20 protein-coding genes and 1 pseudogene are annotated in these 18,775 nt (G+C 68.1%); 8 read left to right on the top strand and 13 right to left on the bottom strand.

From position 1 onward, the window contains the following. Positions 1 to 229 precede the first annotated feature (229 nt). A complete protein-coding gene (locus HMPREF0591_RS06355; RefSeq protein WP_007167625.1) occupies positions 230 to 979 on the top strand; it encodes an SDR family NAD(P)-dependent oxidoreductase in 750 nt (249 codons plus the stop codon). Here HMPREF0591_RS06355 and HMPREF0591_RS06350 read toward each other — a convergent pair. Both HMPREF0591_RS06350 and HMPREF0591_RS06345 read right to left on the bottom strand, forming a co-directional pair. Further along, entirely contained in the window at positions 963 to 2,309 is a 1,347-nt protein-coding gene (locus tag HMPREF0591_RS06350) for a L,D-transpeptidase (RefSeq protein WP_425270154.1), read from the bottom strand. The two genes, HMPREF0591_RS06355 and HMPREF0591_RS06350, sit on opposite strands and share 17 nt — an antisense overlap. Before the next feature lie 55 nt (positions 2,310 to 2,364). Beyond that, on the bottom strand, positions 2,365 to 3,471 hold the full coding sequence (locus HMPREF0591_RS06345; RefSeq protein ID WP_007167623.1) for a UDP-N-acetylmuramate dehydrogenase: 1,107 nt from the start codon (positions 3,469 to 3,471) through the stop codon (positions 2,365 to 2,367). Between the two features lie 26 nt (positions 3,472 to 3,497). Here HMPREF0591_RS06345 and HMPREF0591_RS06340 point away from each other — a divergent pair, with 26 nt between their 5' ends. The 3 genes from HMPREF0591_RS06340 to HMPREF0591_RS06330 are packed head-to-tail and all read left to right on the top strand — an operon-like array spanning position 3,498 to position 5,906. Then, positions 3,498 to 4,022 (top strand): DUF2505 domain-containing protein, encoded by a 525-nt coding sequence (locus HMPREF0591_RS06340; RefSeq protein ID WP_007167622.1) that lies wholly within the window; start codon positions 3,498 to 3,500, stop codon positions 4,020 to 4,022. A gap of 25 nt (positions 4,023 to 4,047) precedes the next feature. Next, positions 4,048 to 4,878 (top strand): carbon-nitrogen hydrolase family protein, encoded by an 831-nt coding sequence (locus HMPREF0591_RS06335; protein ID WP_007167621.1) that lies wholly within the window; start codon positions 4,048 to 4,050, stop codon positions 4,876 to 4,878. Beyond that, entirely contained in the window at positions 4,875 to 5,906 is a 1,032-nt protein-coding gene (locus tag HMPREF0591_RS06330; protein ID WP_083801933.1) for an LmeA family phospholipid-binding protein, read from the top strand. Before HMPREF0591_RS06335 ends, HMPREF0591_RS06330 begins: the two co-directional genes overlap by 4 nt. 20 nt (positions 5,907 to 5,926) lie before the next feature. On the opposite strand, the gene deoC is transcribed toward HMPREF0591_RS06330, so the two are convergent. The 6 genes from deoC to HMPREF0591_RS06300 form a co-directional block, all read right to left on the bottom strand. Continuing rightward, positions 5,927 to 6,601: a deoxyribose-phosphate aldolase gene (deoC, locus tag HMPREF0591_RS06325; protein ID WP_007167619.1), complete on the bottom strand. Its 675-nt coding sequence runs from the start codon at positions 6,599 to 6,601 to the stop codon at positions 5,927 to 5,929. After that, complete coding sequence (locus HMPREF0591_RS06320) at positions 6,601 to 7,014, bottom strand: DUF2599 domain-containing protein (RefSeq protein WP_007167618.1); 414 nt, start codon at positions 7,012 to 7,014, stop codon at positions 6,601 to 6,603. Before HMPREF0591_RS06320 ends, deoC begins: the two co-directional genes overlap by 1 nt. A gap of 4 nt (positions 7,015 to 7,018) precedes the next feature. Then, complete coding sequence (locus HMPREF0591_RS06315; RefSeq protein WP_040621261.1) at positions 7,019 to 7,306, bottom strand: DUF2516 family protein; 288 nt, start codon at positions 7,304 to 7,306, stop codon at positions 7,019 to 7,021. Between the two features lie 78 nt (positions 7,307 to 7,384). Further along, positions 7,385 to 7,990 carry a heparin-binding hemagglutinin HbhA gene (gene hbhA / locus HMPREF0591_RS06310; protein ID WP_040621259.1) on the bottom strand — a complete coding sequence of 202 codons (606 nt, stop codon included), beginning with the start codon at positions 7,988 to 7,990 and terminating at the stop codon, positions 7,385 to 7,387. Positions 7,991 to 8,178: 188 nt separating this feature from the next. After that, positions 8,179 to 8,607 carry a helix-turn-helix domain-containing protein gene (locus tag HMPREF0591_RS06305; protein WP_007167615.1) on the bottom strand — a complete coding sequence of 143 codons (429 nt, stop codon included), beginning with the start codon at positions 8,605 to 8,607 and terminating at the stop codon, positions 8,179 to 8,181. Between the two features lie 83 nt (positions 8,608 to 8,690). Beyond that, complete coding sequence (locus tag HMPREF0591_RS06300) at positions 8,691 to 9,998, bottom strand: DUF445 domain-containing protein (protein WP_040621941.1); 1,308 nt, start codon at positions 9,996 to 9,998, stop codon at positions 8,691 to 8,693. Between the two features lie 209 nt (positions 9,999 to 10,207). Here HMPREF0591_RS06300 and HMPREF0591_RS06295 point away from each other — a divergent pair, with 209 nt between their 5' ends. Both HMPREF0591_RS06295 and pcaA read left to right on the top strand, forming a co-directional pair. Continuing rightward, entirely contained in the window at positions 10,208 to 10,927 is a 720-nt protein-coding gene (locus HMPREF0591_RS06295) for a TetR/AcrR family transcriptional regulator (RefSeq protein WP_007167613.1), read from the top strand. Between the two features lie 190 nt (positions 10,928 to 11,117). Continuing rightward, positions 11,118 to 11,981, top strand: a complete 864-nt coding sequence (gene pcaA / locus HMPREF0591_RS06290) for a cyclopropane mycolic acid synthase PcaA (protein WP_007167612.1) — start codon at positions 11,118 to 11,120, stop codon at positions 11,979 to 11,981. 13 nt (positions 11,982 to 11,994) lie between these two features. Here pcaA and HMPREF0591_RS06285 read toward each other — a convergent pair. The 4 genes and pseudogenes from HMPREF0591_RS06285 to HMPREF0591_RS06270 form a co-directional block, all read right to left on the bottom strand. Then, a pseudogene (locus tag HMPREF0591_RS06285) lies at positions 11,995 to 12,853 on the bottom strand (cyclopropane mycolic acid synthase family methyltransferase). A 71-nt stretch (positions 12,854 to 12,924) separates the two neighbouring features. After that, positions 12,925 to 13,788, bottom strand: coding sequence for a 3-hydroxybutyryl-CoA dehydrogenase (locus tag HMPREF0591_RS06280; protein ID WP_040621253.1), 864 nt, complete (start codon positions 13,786 to 13,788; stop codon positions 12,925 to 12,927). Between the two features lie 217 nt (positions 13,789 to 14,005). Next, positions 14,006 to 15,292 (bottom strand): isocitrate lyase, encoded by a 1,287-nt coding sequence (gene aceA / locus HMPREF0591_RS06275; RefSeq protein ID WP_007167608.1) that lies wholly within the window; start codon positions 15,290 to 15,292, stop codon positions 14,006 to 14,008. A 268-nt stretch (positions 15,293 to 15,560) separates the two neighbouring features. Next, the gene (locus HMPREF0591_RS06270) at positions 15,561 to 16,355 is read right to left on the bottom strand and encodes an acyl-[acyl-carrier-protein] thioesterase (protein WP_007167607.1); all 795 of its coding nucleotides are present in this window, start codon (positions 16,353 to 16,355) and stop codon (positions 15,561 to 15,563) included. Between the two features lie 161 nt (positions 16,356 to 16,516). On the opposite strand from HMPREF0591_RS06270, the gene ramB reads away from it, so the two are divergent. Together ramB and HMPREF0591_RS06260 are read left to right on the top strand one after the other, a co-directional pair. Continuing rightward, entirely contained in the window at positions 16,517 to 17,932 is a 1,416-nt protein-coding gene (ramB, locus tag HMPREF0591_RS06265; protein ID WP_007167606.1) for an acetate metabolism transcriptional regulator RamB, read from the top strand. Beyond that, positions 17,929 to 18,489: a carboxymuconolactone decarboxylase family protein gene (locus tag HMPREF0591_RS06260; RefSeq protein WP_007167605.1), complete on the top strand. Its 561-nt coding sequence runs from the start codon at positions 17,929 to 17,931 to the stop codon at positions 18,487 to 18,489. Before ramB ends, HMPREF0591_RS06260 begins: the two co-directional genes overlap by 4 nt. A gap of 10 nt (positions 18,490 to 18,499) precedes the next feature. Here the strand turns inward: HMPREF0591_RS06260 and HMPREF0591_RS06255 are convergent, their stop codons facing one another. Continuing rightward, on the bottom strand, positions 18,500 to 18,772 hold the full coding sequence (locus HMPREF0591_RS06255) for a hypothetical protein (RefSeq protein ID WP_007167604.1): 273 nt from the start codon (positions 18,770 to 18,772) through the stop codon (positions 18,500 to 18,502). Positions 18,773 to 18,775: the final 3 nt, after the last annotated feature.

Raw genomic sequence — 18,775 nt, 5'->3', positions numbered from 1 at the left:
CGGAGAGCCGGCACGGCCGGGCGAATGGTGAGCTGGGGTGAGGGTATTCGTGCGCACGAGCGTCCTTTGTCCGATTTTTGCTGGCCGTCACTGGCCACACCTGAAAGTCAGGAGCGGCAAAGTGCGCGACAACAACACACACCCGCCGCGCAAAGACACGCGGTGGTGGTGCTGGACATGGCGCTGAGGTGCACCCCAAAAATTTAGCACGCTTACTAAGGTTGTTTCTATGGTGGGAAATGTCAGGAATGAGCGGGTCGCGGTGGTCACGGGTGCCAGCTCGGGGATCGGCGAGGCGACCGCCCAGACGCTTGCCGCGCAGGGCTTTCACGTGGTCGCGGTCGCGCGCCGGGCGGACCGGATCAACGCCCTGGCACGCGAGATCGGCGGGACGGCCATCGTGGCCGACGTCACGGACGACGCGGCGGTCGCGGCCCTCGCCGGGGAGCTGAGCCGGGTCGACGTGCTGGTCAACAACGCCGGCGGCGCCCGCGGGCTGGCGCCAGTTGCCGACTCCGACCTCGAGCACTGGCGGTGGATGTGGGAGACCAACGTGATGGGGACGCTGCGGGTCACCCGGGCGCTGCTGCCCAAGCTCGTCGAATCCGGCGACGGCCTGATCGTTACGGTGACTTCCGTTGCCGCCCTCGAGGTTTATGACGGCGGCGCCGGATACACGGCGGCCAAGCACGCCCAGGGCGCGCTGCACCGCACGCTGCGCGGCGAGCTGCTGGGCAAGCCGGTCCGGCTGACCGAGGTCGCGCCCGGGGCGGTCGAGACCGAGTTTTCGCTGGTGCGCTTCGACGGCGATCAGCAACGCGCCGACGCCGTCTACACCGGCATCACTCCGCTGGTCGCCCAGGACGTCGCCGAGGTGATCGGCTTCGTGGCCGCCCGGCCGTCGCACGTCGACCTGGACCTGATCGTCATGAAGCCGCGCGATCAGGCTTCGGCCACCCGGTTCAACCGCCGGGGGTAGAGGTCTCCGGAGCGGACGTGGTCGTCGTCGGCGTCCCGGACAGGCTCGGGGCCGTCGACGGGGTGACCGGCGCGGTGACCGGGATCTGTGTGGCCGGCGCGTGCGCGGTCGGGGGCGGCAGCGCCGACATGGCGACCCAGGTGTCCCAGTCGACGGCCCAGTCCCAGATGTCGCCGTCGGAGTAGGACAGCTGAATCGAGCTTCCGGTCACTTCCACCGGGTCGCCGTACATCGCCGACTGGTAGTACTGCTCGGCGTCGCCCGTCGACAGGTTGATGCAGCCGTTGGTGACGTTGGTGTTGCCCTGCGCGCCCGCGCTCGCCGGGTTGGCGTGGATGAACTCGCCGTTGTTGGAGATCCGGACCGCCCAGCGTTCGTGCACGTGGCTGTAGCCGGCGGCGGGGTTGGACATGTAGAAGTCCGCGTACTTCTCGGTCACCACGTGGATGCCGTTGCGGGTGACGTTGCGCGCCTTGTCGGCCTCGCCGTAGCTGCACGGGAAGTCCATGATCACGCCCTCGTCGCGGACCACCTGGATCCGGTGCGACGAGACCTCGGCCTTGACCACCTGCCGGCGGCCGATCTGGATGTTCAGCGAAATGTCCTCGGCCCCGTAGGCGCTGTCGCCGAACGGCAGGCCGTACAGCCTGGCGTCGACGTTGACGGTCGTGCCCGCGGGGTAGTACTCGCGGGTGCGCCAGTGCACGCGCGCCCCCTGCGCCTCGTCGGGCAGCCACGCCCAGCTGCCCTCGACGGGCGGATTCGTGGTCACGGTCAGCGCCTTCTCGACGGCGGCCTTGTCGGTGATCGGCGCGTCGAACTGGATGATGATCGGCGCCGCCACCCCGACGGTCTGGCCGTCGGCCAGCTGGAACGCACCGCCGATCTTCTTGCTGGGCGACACCGTGGTGAACTTGGCCGTGACCGGGACCGCCTTGCCGTCGTGCCCGACGGCCGAGCCGCTCCACGTGTAGGTCGCGTCGTAACCGAGCGGCTCGGTGGTGGTGTAGACCGTGCGGTCGGAGTTGAACTTGCCCGCCACGGCCTTGCCGGCCGAATTCGTCAGCGCGACGTGCTGAAACCAGCCGTCGCTGATCTGGACGCTGATCGGCGTGATCGGCACCACGTCCTGGGCCGCGTCGGCCGGCTGGAACTTCAGCTGCGGCGCGGGCTGCTCCTTCTTCTCGGCCTGCTTGGCCGTGGTGCCGCCGCACGCGGCCAACAGGCCGGGCGCGAACACCCCCAGGCCGAGGGTCGCCAAAGCCACGCGCCGGTTCACCGGTGGCGGGTTGTGCGACGTGCTCACGAAAGACAAAGATACCGGGCAAATTCCATCGACCCGCGCGACGAATCGGGGACGCGGTCGTCGTCGGACGGATTCGCGGCTACAGCCTGCACCCGAGCAGGACCGGCTCGGGTTCCAATGTGACACCAAACACAGCGTGGACGCCGTCGCGGATGACGCGGGCCAGGGCGATCACGTCGTCGGCGGTGGCGCCGCCGCGGTTGGTCAGCGCCAGCGCGTGCTTGGTGGACAGCCGGCACCGGGCCGCCGGGTCGAAGGGAAAGCCCTTGGCGAAGCCGGCCCGCTCCACCAGCCAGCCGGCGGCCAGCTTGACGCCGTCGGGTGCCGGGTAGTGCGGGACCGGGCCTTCGACAGCCGCGGCCAGCCGCTCGTAGACGTCCGGGTGGACCACCGGGTTGGTGAAGAAGGAGCCCACGCTCCAGGTGTCGTGGTCGTCCGGGTCGAGCACCATGCCCTTGCGGCCCCGCAACGCCAGAACCGCCCGGCGGACCGCCCGCGGGTCGGCGCGCTCGCCCCCGCCCACCTCCAGCGCGGCGGCCAGTTCGCCGTAGCGCAGCGGCGCGCTGCGGCCCGACGCGTCCAGCTCGAACTCGACTTCCAGCACGACCCAGGGGATCTGGGCGCCGTCGCGGCCGGCCCGCTTGAACACGCTGGTGCGGTAGCCGAAGCCGAGCTCGTCGCCCGGCACCCAGCGGACCTCCCCGCTGCTGCGGTCCAGGATCCGGACCCGGGTGATGGTGTCGGAGACCTCCGCACCGTAGGCCCCGACGTTTTGAATCGGGGTGGCCCCGGCCGACCCGGGGATCCCGGACAGGCATTCCAGCCCACCCAGACCGTGCTCGATGGAGCTGACCACCACGTCGTCCCATACCGCGCCCGCCTCCGCGCGCACCCGGTTGCCGTCGACGGTGACGCCGCCGTTGGCCAACCGCACCGCGGTCAGGCCGGCGCACGTGTCGGCGACCACCAGGTTCGAGCCGCCGGCGAACACCAGCACCGGGGACCGTTGTCCCCCACGGTTTTCGGCGTCCAGCTCTTGCACCACGGCGACCACCTGTTCGGTGCTGGCGCAGGTGATCAGCCGGCGCGCGACCGGGCCGACCCGCAACGTCGTCAGCGGCGCGAGCGGCACCGCCTCGGCGACCTGCGCGCCGGCGAACGTCGAACCGGCATCGCTGGATTTCATCGCCCGTAACGGTAGCCTCACCTGCTATGCCGCGTTCATTCGACTTGTCGGCCGACTACGACGGCAGCGTTGAAGAGGTTCATCGGGCGTTCACGGACGAGAGCTATTGGCGGGCACGGCTGGCCGGATCCGGAGTGGACCTCGCCACGCTGGAATCGATGCGGGTCGGCGGCGACACCGGGGACGACGACACCGTCGAGGTCGTCACCGTGCAGGTGATCCACAGCGACAAGCTGCCGGGGATGGTCACCCAGCTGCACAGCGGCGATCTGCGCATCAGGCGCGAGGAGGTCTGGGGCCCCGTCGCCGGCGGCGCCGCGCAGGGCTCGGTCCTGGGCTCGATCCTGGATGCCCCGGTGCATCTCACCGGGACCGCCATGCTGTCGCCGATCCTGGAGACCGGCGGCGCCCGGCTGACCTTCCGGGCCACCGTCCAGGTGCGCGTCCCGATCATCGGCGGCAAGCTGGAGAGCATCATCGGCACCCGGCTGGCCGAGCTGGTGGCGGCCGAGCAGCGGTTCACCACGGAATGGATCGCCGGCACGGCCTGAGGACGCCGGGCCTAAGCTGGCGCCCATGCGAATCGCGTTGGCGCAGATCCTCAGCGGCACCGATCCGGCCGCGAACCTGGAGTTGGTGCGCGAGTACGCCGAGCGGGCCGCAGGCGCGGGCGCGCAGCTGGTGGTCTTCCCGGAGGCGACCATGTGCCGGTTCGGGGTTCCGCTGGCTCCGATCGCGGAGCCGGTCGACGGGCCGTGGGCGACCGGCGTGCGCCGCATCGCGACCGACTGCGGGATCACGGTGATCGCCGGCATGTTCACCCCGTCGGGCGATGGCCGGGTGAAGAACACGCTGATCGCGGCCGGCCCGGGCAGCCCCAACGATCCGGACACCCACTACGACAAGATCCACCTTTACGACGCGTTCGGCTTCACCGAGTCGCGCACCGTCGCGCCCGGCCACGAGCCGGTGGTGATCACGGTCGCCGGCGTCGGCGTGGGGTTGACCGTCTGCTACGACATCCGCTTCCCCGCGCTGTATACCGAGCTGGCCCGCCGCGGCGCGCAGCTGATCGCCGTCTGCGCGTCCTGGGGAGCGGGTCCCGGCAAGCTCGACCAGTGGACGCTGCTGGCGCGGGCCCGCGCGCTCGACTCGATGAGCTACGTCGCCGCGGCCGGCCAGGCCGATCCGGGCGAATCGCTGACGGCGTCCGGCGCCCCCACCGGGGTGGGCGGCAGCCTGGTGGCCTCCCCGCTCGGCGAAGTCGTCGCGTCGGGCGGCCCGGGTCCGCAGTTGGTGGTGGCCGACATCGACCCCGACCGGGTGGCCAAGGCCCGCGAGAGCATCGCGGTGCTGCGCAACCACTCAGATTTCGCTCAGCTGGATAGGGCAGAATCGGTCGGGTGACGAACCCACAAGGACCGCCGAACCAAGATCCGTCGACGTGGGGCCGTCCCGGCAACCAAGGCCCGTTCGGCCAGCCCCCCACCGAGCGGCCGACCGAACGGATCAGCACCGGCGGTCCGGCGCCCGCCTCGCCGCCGCCGGCTCCCGGTCCGACGGAACGGATCGGCACGCCGCCGCCGAACATGCAACGGCCCGACTACCCGCCGCCGCCTCCCCCCACCCCGCCCGCGGGCCCGACGGAGCAGTTCCCCGGCCCCGGCGAGGAGCCGGCGCCGGAGAAGAAGAAGCGGCGCTTCCTGCGTGACCCGCTGTCCATACTCCTGGTCTGCATCATCGTGGTGTGCCTCGTGATCGCCGGGCTGGTCGGGGCCGAGCTGTATGTCCGGCACGTCGCCAACAGCAAGGTCGCCGAGGCGGTGGCGTGTGAGGTCAAGGACAAGGCCACCGCGTCGTTCGGGGTGGCGCCGTTGATGCTGTGGCAGCAGCTCACCAAGCACTACACCAACATCTCGGTGCAGACCGCCGGCAACCAGATCCGTGACGCCAAGGGCATGAAGCTCAACCTCAACATCAGGGATGTCCAGCTGAAGTCGACCGCCAACTCCAAGGGCACCATCGGTTCGCTGGACGCGACCATCACCTGGACGTCGGACGGGATCAAGGAGTCGGTGCAGAACGCGATTCCGGTGCTGGGCCCCTTCGTCACCAACACGGTGACCACCCACCCCGCCGACGGAACCATCGAGCTGAAGGGCATGCTGGACGCCCTGACGACCAAGCCGGTGGTGTCGGGGACCGGCCTGCAGTTGCAGATCGTCAGCTTCAACGCGCTCGGCTTCACGATGCCGAAGGAATCCGTGCAGTCGACGTTGGACGACTTCACCTCGCAGTTCACCAAGAACTACCCGCTGGGCATCCACGCGGACAGCGTGCAGGTCACCGACAGCGGTGTGACCAGCCACTTCTCCACGCGGAACGCGAGCATCCCCACCGGCAAGAACAACGACCCCTGCTTCGCCAACCTGTGACGGTCTAGGCGCCGGACAATTCAGCCGAGCTCGTCGAGCACCGCCCGGGTGCCCGACAGGCCGAGCCGGGTGGCCCCCGCGTCCAGCATCGCGACGGCGGCCGCGGCGGTGCGGATGCCGCCGCTGGCCTTGACGCCCAGCCGGCCGCCGACGGTCTGGCTCATCACGGCGACCGCGCGCACCGACGCGCCGCCCGCGGGGTGGAAGCCGGTCGAGGTCTTGACGAAGTCGGCGCCGGCGTCCTCGGCCGCGCGGCACACCTGCACCAGCGTGCTCTCGTCCGTCCCGGACAGCAGCACCGCCGACTCCACGATCACCTTGAGCACGGCGTCGGGGGCGGCGGCGCGCACGGCCGCGATGTCGGCCCGCACCGCTTCGAGGTCGCCGGCCAGCGCGGCGCCGATGTCGATCACCATGTCGACCTCGGCGGCCCCGGCGGCCACGGCCTGTCCGGCCTCGTGCGCCTTGACCGCCGAAAGGTGCTTGCCCGAGGGGAAACCCGCGACGCTGGCCACCGGCGGGCCGCCGGCTCGCACCGCGACCGGAACCATCGACGGCGAGACGCACACGGCGTAGACGCCCAACTCGGCCGCCTCGGCGACCAGGGCCGCCACGTCCGCCTCGGTGGCCTCGGGCTTGAGCAGGGTGTGGTCGACCATCGCCGCGAGCTGCGACCGGGTCGGTTTGCTCGCCACTAGAACCTTTCCTCGGGTCCGCCCGGATTGCATCCGGACGCGGCCATTTCGGCGTCGTCGACGACCGGGCGCCACGGCTCCAGATTCCAGCTGGCCTTGCCGGGCTCCGCCACCTCGGCGAACTGCCAGTGACAGACGAACTGGGCGCGCATGCCCGCGGTGTCGGCGTCCGGCGACAGCGCCAGCACCTCGGCCCACGCCTCGTCGGCCAGCGCCGGGTCCGAAGACCGCCCGGCGGCCAGCCGCCCCGACGGTGTCGGGAAGACCCGCAGGCTGCTGCGGCCGTGCCACTGCGCCCATTCGGTGTGGTCGACGAACGGCGGGGACGTGCCGGCCGGCTCCGCCGGCGCGACGCCGGGCGGTCCCCAGAGCGCGACGAGCACCACCGTCGGCGCCGTCAGCAGGGCCTTCATCCCGCTAGCGCGACTTGCCCTGAATTTCCAGAAGTTTCGGCCGCACGTCGACCAAATACACGCCCGCCGCGCACGCGGCGATCGCCATCCCGAGTACCCCGAAAACAAAACTCAGGATGGATGTCAGGGCGACAGCCAGGCCGAGGATCACCAACCACACGGGCTTCGTCAGCTTGTCGGCGGCGGTGTAGGCATCCGGCCGCTGCAGCGCGGCGTGCACGAACGCGTACACCGCCGTCACCAAGACGGCGATCTGCAAGACCAACATGACGGTACCCACGAGGTGGCTCACGCCTTAAGCGTATGCGGGCGCCGTCCCCAACGTCGACTCGGAGTTGCCCGGCGGACAACTCCGAGTCGACCGTCCGACTTACTTCTGGGTGACCTTCTTGGCGGCGGCCTTCTTGGCCGGAGCCTTCTTGGCCGGAGCCTTCTTGGCGGGCGCCTTCTTGGCGACAGCCTTCTGCGCCTTCTTGGCCGTCTCGTCGGACTTCTTGGGCAGCTCGATGCCGACCAGCTTCGCCGCGCGCTCACCGACGGCGCGGGTCTGCGACGCCACGGTGCCCAGCGCCTCCTGCGTCAGCTCGACGGCCTGGTCCACGTAGCCCTCGGCGCGGGCCGAGGCGTCGTCCAGGCCGGTCTGGCTGCGCAGCCGCTGCAGCGCGGCCTCGCCGCGCTCGACCAGCTCGTTGTAGCGGTTGGTCGCCGCGTCCAGGTAGCCCTCGGCGGCCTTGCGGAGCTCCTCGGAGGTGAACCGCTCGCGCAGCTCGTCGAACTGCTCGGGCAGGTCCTCCTGCAGCCGGGTCAGCCGGGCACGGCTCTCCTCCACCCGGGTGCGGGTGTCGGCGCGGGTCTCTTCGGCGCGCTCGCGCAGGCCGGCGATCAGGTCGTTGACCGTGGCCAGCGCCAGGTCAGCGGCGCCCAGCGCCGCGAGCAGGGGCGCCCGCAAGTCTTCGATGTTGGTGTTGTCCGCCATGGTTATTCCTTTCATGGTTTTCGGTTTTTGGCGTTGTTGAAGGTGTGTTGTGGAAACTGAAGGGTGCGTCTCCTTCTGCGCTGGCGGCCGCCGGATCCTCGCTCCTGGGTAACCCGCGCGGCCGGTGATTTATGCATCACCGTCCCCTAGCGTGACGTGGGAGTCCCGACGGCCGGAAGGGCCATTGATCACTCGTCGCCGCTGGATTCGGTCGAACACTCCTCTTTGCTTGATTCGGCGGCCTCGTTTTGTTGGGTGAACGACGTGTAGACGTCGAGCAGAACCTGCTTTTGACGCTCGGTGATCGCGGTGTCGGTGATGATGGCGTCGCGCACCTGGCTCTTGTCGCTGGGCTCGAGGATCCCGGCCCGCACATAGAGAACCTCAGCGGAAACCCGCAACGCCTTCGCGATCTGATTGAGCACTTCGGCGGACGGCTTCCGCAATCCGCGCTCCACCTGGCTCAGGTAGGGGTTGCTCACGCCGGACTTTTCGGCGAGTTGACGCACCGAGACCTGCGCCAGCTCGCGCTGGCTCCGGATGAAGCCGCCGATGTCCGAGGCCATGTCTGAGGCGGCGTTGGACACCTTGGCGGAGAGCTTCTCCTCGGGTGCCATGGTGTGCTCCTGGGTTGGATCGTCGATGGTGACGGCCCCAGACTACTACAAGTGCTTGCTATTGCAAGCACTTGTTAGCACTACTAGAAAAGCAGCTGCGCGACGGCGTAGATCACCAGGCCCGCCAGGGAGCCGACCACGGTTCCGTTGATCCGGATGAATTGCAGGTCACGACCGACGTGCAGCTCGATGCGCCGGCTGGCCTCCTCGGCGTCCCAGCGTTCGATGGTGTCGGTGATGATCGCGGTGATCTCCACCCCATACTGCGAAACCAGGTGCTGGGCGGCGCGCACGATCCAGTTGTCGACCTTGTCGCGCAGGTCGGCGTCGTCGCGCAGCGACTCCCCGATCCGGATCACGGTGTCGGTGATGCGGGTGCGCAGCGTGCTGGACGGGTCGTCCACGCCCTCGAGCACCAGCCGTTTCAGCGTCTTCCAGGCCGTTGCCGCGGCGTTGGCGATCTCGTCGCGCGCCATCAGCTGCTCCTTGATCGCGTCGGCGCGCGCGATGGTGTCCGCGTCGTTCTGCAGGTCGTCGGCGAATTCGAACAGGAACCGGGTCGCCGACCGGCGCAGCTCGTGATCGGGATTGCGGCGCACCTTGTCGGTGAAATCCATCAGCTCGCGGTGGATGCGGTCGCCGACCAGGTGGTCGACGAAGCGGGGCGACCACGTCGGCGAGTCACGCTCGACCACCCGCTGGATCACCTCGCCGGCGTTCAGCGACCACTCGAAAGCCCGGTCGGCCAGCAGCTGGATCAGCGCCTCCTGCCGATTCTCGGCCAGCAGCGTCGCCAGCACCCGCCCGACCGGCGGCCCCCACTGCGGCTCGGCGATGCGGCGCACGATCATCCGGTCGATCACCTGCTGGACGTCGTCGTCGCGCAGCAGCTCCACCAGCACCCGCAGCACCGTGGCCGTCTCGCCGGCCACCCGCTCGGCGTGCGCGGTCTCCGAAAGCCACTTGCCGAGCCGTCCGGGCACCTGGGCGTCCCGCAGCTTGGTCTCCACCACCGGCGGCGACAGGAAGTTCTCCCGCACGAAGGTGCCCAGGCCCTCGCCGAGCTGATCCTTCTTGCGCTTGATGATCGCGGTGTGCGGGATGGGGATGCCCAGCGGATGCCGGAACAGCGCCGTCACCGCGAACCAGTCGGCCAGCGCGCCGACCATCCCGGCCTCCGCGGCCGCACCGACGTAGCCGACCCAGACGCCCAGGTTGGCGTGCGCCTGCGCCCACCGGCACGCGAGGAACAGCACGGTGGCGCCGACCAGGAAGCTCAGCGCCACCGCCTTCATCCGCCGCAACGCCACCCGGCGCTCGGCGTCGGCCTGCGGGTCGGCGCCGGCGAAGGATTCGGCGAACGACGCGTGGAGTCGCCCCGTTCCGGTCAGCGGGGCCGTCGGGTCGGACGCCGCCGCGTGCGGGCCCGGCGCCGCGCCCCGGGGCGAGGCTCTGTGTACCACCACACCATCATCTATCGTCCCGGCCGATTGGTGTGACGACACTGTTCACGGCGCCGGCGCCGGCGCGCGGCCGCAGCCCGAAACGGGGCCGCACGCCGTAGTATCAAGGGCGTCTAGTGAATGGGATATCGGCGACAGTGGCAGAGCGAACGTTGGCTGTGGCGGCCAAGACGGATGGTCGCAAGCGGCGCTGGCACCAACACAAGGTGGAGCGCCGCAACGAGTTGGTAGACGGCACGATCGACGCGATTCGGCGGCACGGCGGCACGTTGAGCATGGACGAGATCGCCGCGGAGATCGGTGTCTCCAAGACGGTGCTGTATCGCTATTTCGTCGACAAGAACGACCTGACGACCGCCGTGATGATGCGGTTCACCCAAACCACACTGATTCCCAACATGGCCGCGGCGCTGACGTCCAATCTCGACGGCTTCGACCTGACCCGCGAGGTGATCCGGGTGTACGTCGAAACCGTGGCGAACGAACCCGAGCCGTACCGCTTCGTGATGTCCAACAGCTCGGCCAGCAAGAGCAAGGTGATCGCCGACTCCGAGCGGATCATCGCCCGCATGCTCGCCGTGCTGATGCGCCGCCGCATGCAACAGGCGGGGATGGACACCGGCGGCGCGGAGCCGTGGGCCTACCTGATCGTCGGCGGCGTCCAGCTGGCCACACACTCGTGGATGTCCTCCCCGCGCATGAGCCGCGACGAGTTGATCGACTACCTGACGATGCTGAGCTGGAACGCGCTCAAGGGCATCGTCGAGGTCGGCGGGTCGCTGGAGAAGTTCCGCGAAGAACCGCACCCGTCCCCGATCGTGCCGCCCCGCGGCGACGGGGCCCGGTCCGCGACCTAGGCGGCCCCGACGTCGCCCAGCTGCCCTTATTTTGTCGATTCCGCCCCCCTCGTGTGACGCTATGAGCCGTTAGGGAGGACGACGCGCATAGCCGCAGCGACTAACATGCAGGGGTGCATCGGGGGTGACGCAGGGCGCGTCGTGCTGGCCGGGCATCCCTGCTTCCGCGTAACGAAAGGCTCTTCTCGACATGTCTGTGCAGCTCACGCCGCATTTCGGAAACGTGCAAGCCCACTACGACTTGTCCGATGACTTCTTCCGGCTGTTCTTGGATCCCACCCAGACGTACTCGTGCGCCTACTTCGAGCGTGACGACATGACGCTGGAGGAGGCTCAACTCGCCAAGATCGACCTGGCGCTCGGCAAGCTCAAGCTCGAGCCGGGGATGACGCTGCTGGACATCGGCTGCGGCTGGGGCGCGACCATGCGGCGGGCCATCGAGAAGTACGACGTCAACGTCGTGGGCCTGACGTTGTCGGAGAACCAGGCCGAGCACGTGCAGAAGACGTTCGACGAGATGGACACCCCCCGCACCCGGCGCGTGCTGCTGGAGGGGTGGGAGAAGTTCCACGAGCCGGTCGACCGCATCGTCTCCATCGGCGCCTTCGAGCACTTCGGCCGCCAGCGCTACGGCCGGTTCTTCAAGATGGCCTACCAGGCGCTGCCGTCCGACGGTGTCATGTTGCTGCACACCATCGTTCGCCCCTCGTTCAAGGACGCCCGCGCGCGCGGCATGAAGCTGACCCACGAGATCGTCCACTTCTCGCAGTTCATCTTGACCGAGATCTTCCCGGGCGGCTGGCTGCCGACGCCCCAGACCGTCGGGGAGTACGCGGTCACGGCCGGCTTCGAGCTGACCCGGGTCCATTCCCTGCAGCTGCACTACGCGAGGACCCTGGAGACGTGGGCGGCCGCGCTCGAGGCCAATCGCGCGGAGGCCATCGCCATCCAGTCGCAAGAGGTCTACGACCGCTACATGAAGTACCTGACCGGCTGCGCGAAGCTGTTCCGGCAGGGCTATACCGACGTCGACCAGTTCACCCTGGAGAAGTAGCCGCGGCGCAGCCCTACTTCACGAGGGTGAACTGCCCGACATTGCTGATGCCGTTACGGAAGAAGTTCTCGCAGCCCACCAGGTAGCGCATGTACTTGTCGCAGACCTCTTCGGACTGAATCTCGATCGCCCGTTGCCCCTTGGCCTCGAGATTGGCCGCCCAGAGGTTGAGGGTGCGCTCGTAATGCTCCTGCAGCAGTTGGACTTTCTCCACCGAGAACCCAGCGGCTTGCGCAAACCGGAAAATATCTCCCTGGGCCGGCAGCTGCCCACCCGGGAAAATTTCCGTACCGATGAACCTCGCGAATCGAATATCGCTCATCGTGATGGAAACACCGCGCTCGTGCTGCTGCTTCTGGGTGTACGTCAAAATTGTATGCAACAACATCCGGCCGTCATCGGGCAGGATGTTGTAGGCGCGTTCGAAGAATGCGGCGTACCGCTCCATCCTGAAGGCTTCGAAGGCGCCGATGGTGACGATCCGGTCGACCTTGTCCTCGAACTCTTCCCAGCCCTGCAGCCGCACCTCGACGTTGCGATTCGTCCCGAGCCCGGCGAGTTTGTTCTTGCTGTATCGAATTGGTTGCGACTCAAGGTGATTCCGATGACATTGACGTCGAATTTCTCCACGGCCCGTTTCAGCGCCTCACCCCAGCCGCAGCCAATGCCGAGAAGCGTCATTCCGGGCTCGAGGTTCAGCTTTTCCAGCGCCAGGTCGAATTTCGCGACTTGTGCTTCCTCGAGGGTCAATGTCATCGCGCGCGAAGTATGCGTATGTATAAGCCATCGTCGGGTCGAGGAATAACGCGAAGAATTCGTTCGAGACGTCGTAGATAGACTGCGTCCTCGTAATATGGCTCCAATGCCGTCATGCCCGCTCCCATTATCTGCTCGATATTGAACGCGAGCATAATAACCGACGCGGGGGCGCCGTCCCGCGGCGTCAGTACGTATAGAAACCCTGGCCGGTCTTCTTGCCCAGTCGGCCCGCCTCCACCATGCGCAGCAGCAGCGGCGGCGGGCCGTATTGCGGCTCCTTGAACTCCTCGAACATCTTGTCCGCGATGAGTTTCAGGGTGTCCAGGCCAACCAGGTCGGACAGCCGCAGCGGCCCCATCGGATGTGACAGCCCGGCGACGACCGCCTTGTCGACGTCCTCGACGCTGGCGAAACCGGCCTCCACCATGCGAATTGCCGACAGCAGGTAGGGAACCAGCAGCGCGTTCACGACGAAGCCGGACCGGTCGGAGCAGCGCACCACCTGCTTGCCCAGCACCGCGCCGGCGAACTCCTCGGTGCGCGCGGCGGCGGCCTCGTCGGTGACCAGCGTGCACACCAACTCGACCAGCGGCAGCACCGGCACCGGGTTGAAGAAGTGCAGGCCCAGCACCCGCTGCGGGTTCTTGGTGGCCGCGGCGATCTTCATGATCGGGATGCTGGACGTGTTGGACGCCAGCACCGCATCGGGGTCGGTGATGGCCCGGTCGAGTTCGGCGAAGATGTCCGCCTTGACGGCCTCGTCCTCGATGATCGCCTCGATGACCAGCTGGCGGTCGGCGAGGCCCTTCAGATCGGTGGTGAAGGTCAGCTTGCTCAGCGCGCGGTCGCGCTCCCGCTCGGTGACCTTGCCCGCGCTGACACCGCGCTCCAGCGACTTCACGATGCGGTTACGCCCGGCCGTGATCAGGGCCTCGGTGGTCTCGAAGACCGTCACGTCGACGCCGGCGCGGACCGCGACTTCGGCGATCCCGGATCCCATCTGCCCGGCCCCGACGACTCCCACCCGCTGGATCGCTGCATCGCTCACTGTCATCTCTTTCGGTGTCGTATCGTGTTGCACCGCAATTGGCCCCGCCCAGGTTGCCCCGGGCGGGGCCAATGCTACTTCAGCCCGTCGAACGTGAACTGTGGGCGGAGAATCGACGGATTTTCCGCCATGGCTTCACGTTCGGCGCGGGATCGAAGGATCAGTGGCTCAAGCCATTCGTTCCACTTCGTCCTCGCGGGCCAAGGCCCGCTCGTCCTCAGTGGAACTGCCCCTCTTCGGTGGAGCCGGTCAGCGCGGTGGTCGACGAAGTGGGGTCGACGGTGGTGGCGATGCGGTCGAAGTAACCGGCACCGACCTCGCGCTGGTGCCTGGTCGCGGTGTAACCGCGCTCCTCGGCGGCGAACTCGCGCTCCTGCAGCTCCACGTACGCGGTCATCTGGTTGCGGGCGTAGCCGTAGGCCAGATCGAACATCGAGTAGTTCAGCGCGTGGAAACCGGCCAGCGTGATGAACTGGAACTTGAATCCCATTGCGCCAAGCTCCTTTTGGAACTTCGCGATGGTGGAGTCGTCCAGGTGCTTGCGCCAGTTGAACGACGGCGAGCAGTTGTAGGCCAGCATCTGGTCGGGGAACTCGGACTTGACGCCCTCGGCGAACTTGGCCGCGAGCTCGAGGTCCGGGGTCCCGGTCTCCATCCAGATCAGGTCCGAGTACGGCGCGTAGGCCTTGGCCCGCGCGATGCAGGGCTCGAGGCCGTTCTTGACCCGGTAGAAGCCTTCCTTGGTCCGCTCACCGGTGATGAACGGCTGGTCGCGCTCGTCGACATCGGAGGTGATCAGGGTGGCCGCCTCGGCGTCGGTGCGGGCGATCACCACGGTCGGCACGTCGGCGACGTCGGCCGCCAGGCGGGCCGAGGTCAGCGTGCGGATGTGCTGCTGGGTGGGGATCAGCACCTTGCCACCGAGGTGGCCGCACTTCTTCTCCGAGGCCAACTGGTCCTCCCAGTGCGACCCCGCGACGCCCGCGGCGATCATCGCCTTCTGCAGCTCGTAGACGTTCAGCGCGCCACCGAAGCCGGCCTCGCCGTCGGCGACGATCGGCGCCAGCCAGTTCTCCACCGAGGTGTCACCCTCGACCTTGGCGATCTCGTCGGCGCGCAGCAGCGCGTTGTTGATCCGACGGATGACCTGCGGCACCGAGTTGGCCGGGTACAGGCTCTGGTCGGGGTAGGTGTGGCCGGACAGGTTGGCGTCACCGGCGACCTGCCAGCCCGACAGGTAGATGGCCTTCAGGCCGGCGCGCACCTGCTGGACGGCCATGTTGCCGGTCAGCGCGCCCAGCGCGTTGATGTACTCCAGGTCGTGCAGCTGCTCCCAGAGCACCTCGGCGCCGCGGCGGGCCAGCGTGTGCTCCTCGACGACGCTGCCCTGCAGGGCCACGACGTCCTGCGCGGTGTAGGTCCGGCTGACGTCCTTCCACCGCGGGTTGGTGTCCCAGTCCTTCTGGATCTGTTCGGCGCTCTTGGGGGTGCCAACGACAGACATTGGGCATGCTCCTTAACGAATCTTCACTACTGGACTTGGTGAACGCTTCACCGGCGGTAGCTAGCGGCTCAACTTCGCTGGTGTGCTAACTCGACGATGGCACAGCTATCGGCGCAGGTCCAGCCGTTTCATTTGCCAATTTCGGCAACGACCGCGGGCCGATTAGCAAATTTTGCGAAGATGAACGGCAACTTAACCGTTTCAGAAACTACCGGCCGGTAACCGGAATCCGCAGGTCAGCCGGGCATTTAACGGGACGCTTGTCCGGTTAGCGGTTGAAGAGCGCGGCGACCGCTTTGACCTCGTCGCCGACCGCATATGTGAGCGTTGTAACAGGCCGGTCGACGAGCCCGGGACCGAATTGGTCGGTCGATCCGGCCGGATGGAGGTGCGAGATGATCTCCAGCTTGTCGCCCAGCGCCACCGGGGCCTCGTGCTCGATGGTGACGCGCAGCGGCCGCGCCATCAGGGCGAGGTGCGACGCCAGGTAGTCCTCGATCACGCTCCAGTACACGGAGTTGTTCATGTGGTCGAACAGGTCGATGTCGGTCACCCGGACGGGGAACTCGTGGATCTCCGCGGCGTCGTCGCGGCTGCCCGGCTTCAGGTAGCCCTTCCATCGCAGCCGGTCGACGGACGTGGTCTTGTGCAGGCCCGCGAGGAAGTCGTCGGAGATGCGCGACGGCATCTGGGTGTCCCGGTTGATGTTGATCCAGAAGGCCTCGGATTCGATCAGGCCGCCCTTGCGCCCGTCGACCCGAACCCGCATCTCACACCACCGGTTCGAGGTGCCCGAACACCACCGGCGACAGCGCAGCATGTCCTGGAACTCGATCGGCCGGATCAGGTCGAGCATCGTGCGGCGGACGATCCACAGCGGGTGGGTCTCCTCGAAGCCCATCTCGCGCAGCTGGTCCTGCCCGATGTCCTGGATGTGCCGGCACGCCGCGTCCAGCCGCAGCCGGCCCGTGCGGTCGATGTCGGCCACCCGCAGCGGCCATTCGCGATCGAACACATCGGGGTGGCCGTCGGGAACCGGCATCAATTCTTTGTCCAGGCTCACGGCGTCGCTCCCCGTTTCCTCCTCATGAGCACCCCAGGCCAGCCCTGGGGCCTCCGTTGCGAATCATGCCAACGACCTGTGCCAAAAACCAATCGCGACGCGACCGCGGCGGCTGCGAACTCTGCCAACCGTCGCTTAGCAAGGCCGGTACCCTGGGTGAAGTGTCCAAAACCTTCGTCGGGTCCCGGGTCCGCCAGCTGCGCAACGAGCGCGGGTTCTCCCAGGCCGCCCTGGCCCAGATGCTGGAGATCTCGCCGAGCTACCTGAACCAGATCGAGCACGACGTCCGGCCGCTGACGGTGGCCGTGCTGCTGCGGATCACCGAGGTGTTCGGCGTGGACGCCACCTTCTTCGCCTCCCAGGACGACACCCGGCTGGTCGCCGAGCTGCGCGAGGTCACCATGGACCGCGACCTGGACATCGACGTCGACCCCGGAGAGGTCGCCGAGCTGGTCGGCTCCCATCCCGCCCTGGCCCGCGCGGTGGTCAACCTGCACCGGCGTTACCGGATCACCACCGCGCAACTGGCCGCCGCCACCGAGGAGCGCTTTACCGACGGCAGCGGCAGCGGCTCGATCACCATGCCGCACGAGGAGGTGCGCGACTACTTCTACCAACGGCAGAACTACCTGCACGAGCTGGACACCGCCGCCGAAGACCTGACGATCCAGATGCGGCTGCACCACGGCGACCTGGCCCGCGAGCTGAATCGCCGGCTCACCGAGGTGCACGGCGTGCACATCAACCGCCGGATCGATCTCGGCGACACCGTGCTGCACCGCTATGACCGGCAGACCAAGACGCTGGAGATCAGCAACCACCTCTCGCTGGGGCAGCAGGTCTTCAAGATGGCCGCCGAGCTGGCCTACCTCGAATACGGCGACCTGATCGACACCCTGGTGGAGGAGGGCAAGTTCACCAGCGACGAGTCGCACACGCTGGCCCGGCTGGGGCTGGCCAACTACTTCGCCGCGGCCGCGGTGCTGCCGTATCGCCAGTTCCACGACGTCGCGGAGAACTTCCGTTACGACGTCGAGCGGCTGTCCTCGTTCTACTCGGTGAGCTACGAGACCATCGCGCACCGGCTTTCGACGCTGCAGCGGCCGTCGATGCGCGGCGTGCCGTTCTCGTTCGTCCGGGTGGACCGCGCAGGCAACATGTCAAAACGCCAGTCCGCCACCGGGTTTCACTTCTCCTCGAGCGGCGGCACCTGCCCGCTGTGGAACGTGTACGAGACGTTCGCCAACCCCGGCAAGATCCTGGTCCAGATCGCCCAGATGCCCGACGGCCGCAACTACATGTGGGTGGCGCGCACGGTGGAGCGCCGCGCCGCCCGGTATGGTCAGCCGGGTAAGACCTTCGCGATCGGGCTGGGCTGCGAGCTTCGCCACGCGCACCGGCTCGTCTACTCGGAAGGACTCGACTTGTCGGGTGACATCGCAACACCGATCGGCGCGGGCTGCCGGGTCTGCGAACGCGACAACTGCCCCCAGCGGGCGTTCCCGGCCCTCGGGCGCGCCCTGGACCTCGACGAGCACCGCAGCACGGTCTCCCCGTATCTGGTGAAGCAACCGTGAGCGGGGCTGCCGGCGGCCGCATCCCGTCGGGGCGGTTCCGTGAGCTGGGCCCGATCAACTGGGTGCTGGCGAAGGCGGCCGCGCGCACGGTCCGGGCGCCCGAGATGCACCTGTTCACCACGCTCGGCCAGCACCGGCTGCTGTTCTTGGCGTGGAGCGTCTACAGCGGCCGGGTGTTGCGGGGCCGGCTGCCGGCGATCGACACCGAATTGGTGATCCTGCGCGTCGCGCATCTGCGCGGATGCGAATACGAGCTGCAGCATCATCGCCGGATGGCCGCCAGGCAGGGCCTGAACGCCGACCTGCAGGCCGCGATCTTCGCGTGGCCCGAGCGGCAGGACCGGGTCGAGGCGCGCCTGACCGTGCGCCAGCAGGCGCTGCTGGCGGCGACGGACGAGTTCGTCAAGGACCGCACCCTCACCGACGCCACCTGGCAGGCGCTGGCCGAACATCTCGACCGGCGTCAGCTGATCGAGTTCTGCTTGCTGGCAAGCCAATACGACGGGCTGGCCGCGACCATGGCGGCGTTGGACATCCCGCTGGACAACCCGCGCTAGTCAGCGGTGGTCAGAGGTAGACGTTGGCGAACACGGCCAGCGTCAGCAGCAGCGGCGGCAGCGACAGCGCGAACCCGAACCCCGACCACGCGTATTTCCGGCGCCGGCGCAGCAGGGACGCCCACGTCGTGGCGCACACCGCCAGCGCCAGCGACAGCAGCAACACCGTCGGCGCCCACTGCCCCACCGCCGCGTTGTCGTCGACGATCGAGAAGGCGGCCAGCCACAGGACATAGCCCGCGGCCAGACCGCCGACCGCCCCCAGCACGACGTCGCTGCGCATCGG

It is taken from the genome of Mycobacterium parascrofulaceum ATCC BAA-614 (assembly GCF_000164135.1).
In the GTDB taxonomy this organism is placed as follows: domain Bacteria; phylum Actinomycetota; class Actinomycetes; order Mycobacteriales; family Mycobacteriaceae; genus Mycobacterium; species Mycobacterium parascrofulaceum.
Note: the sequence above shows the minus strand (reverse complement) of the source record. Positions and strands in the feature narration are given on the sequence as shown.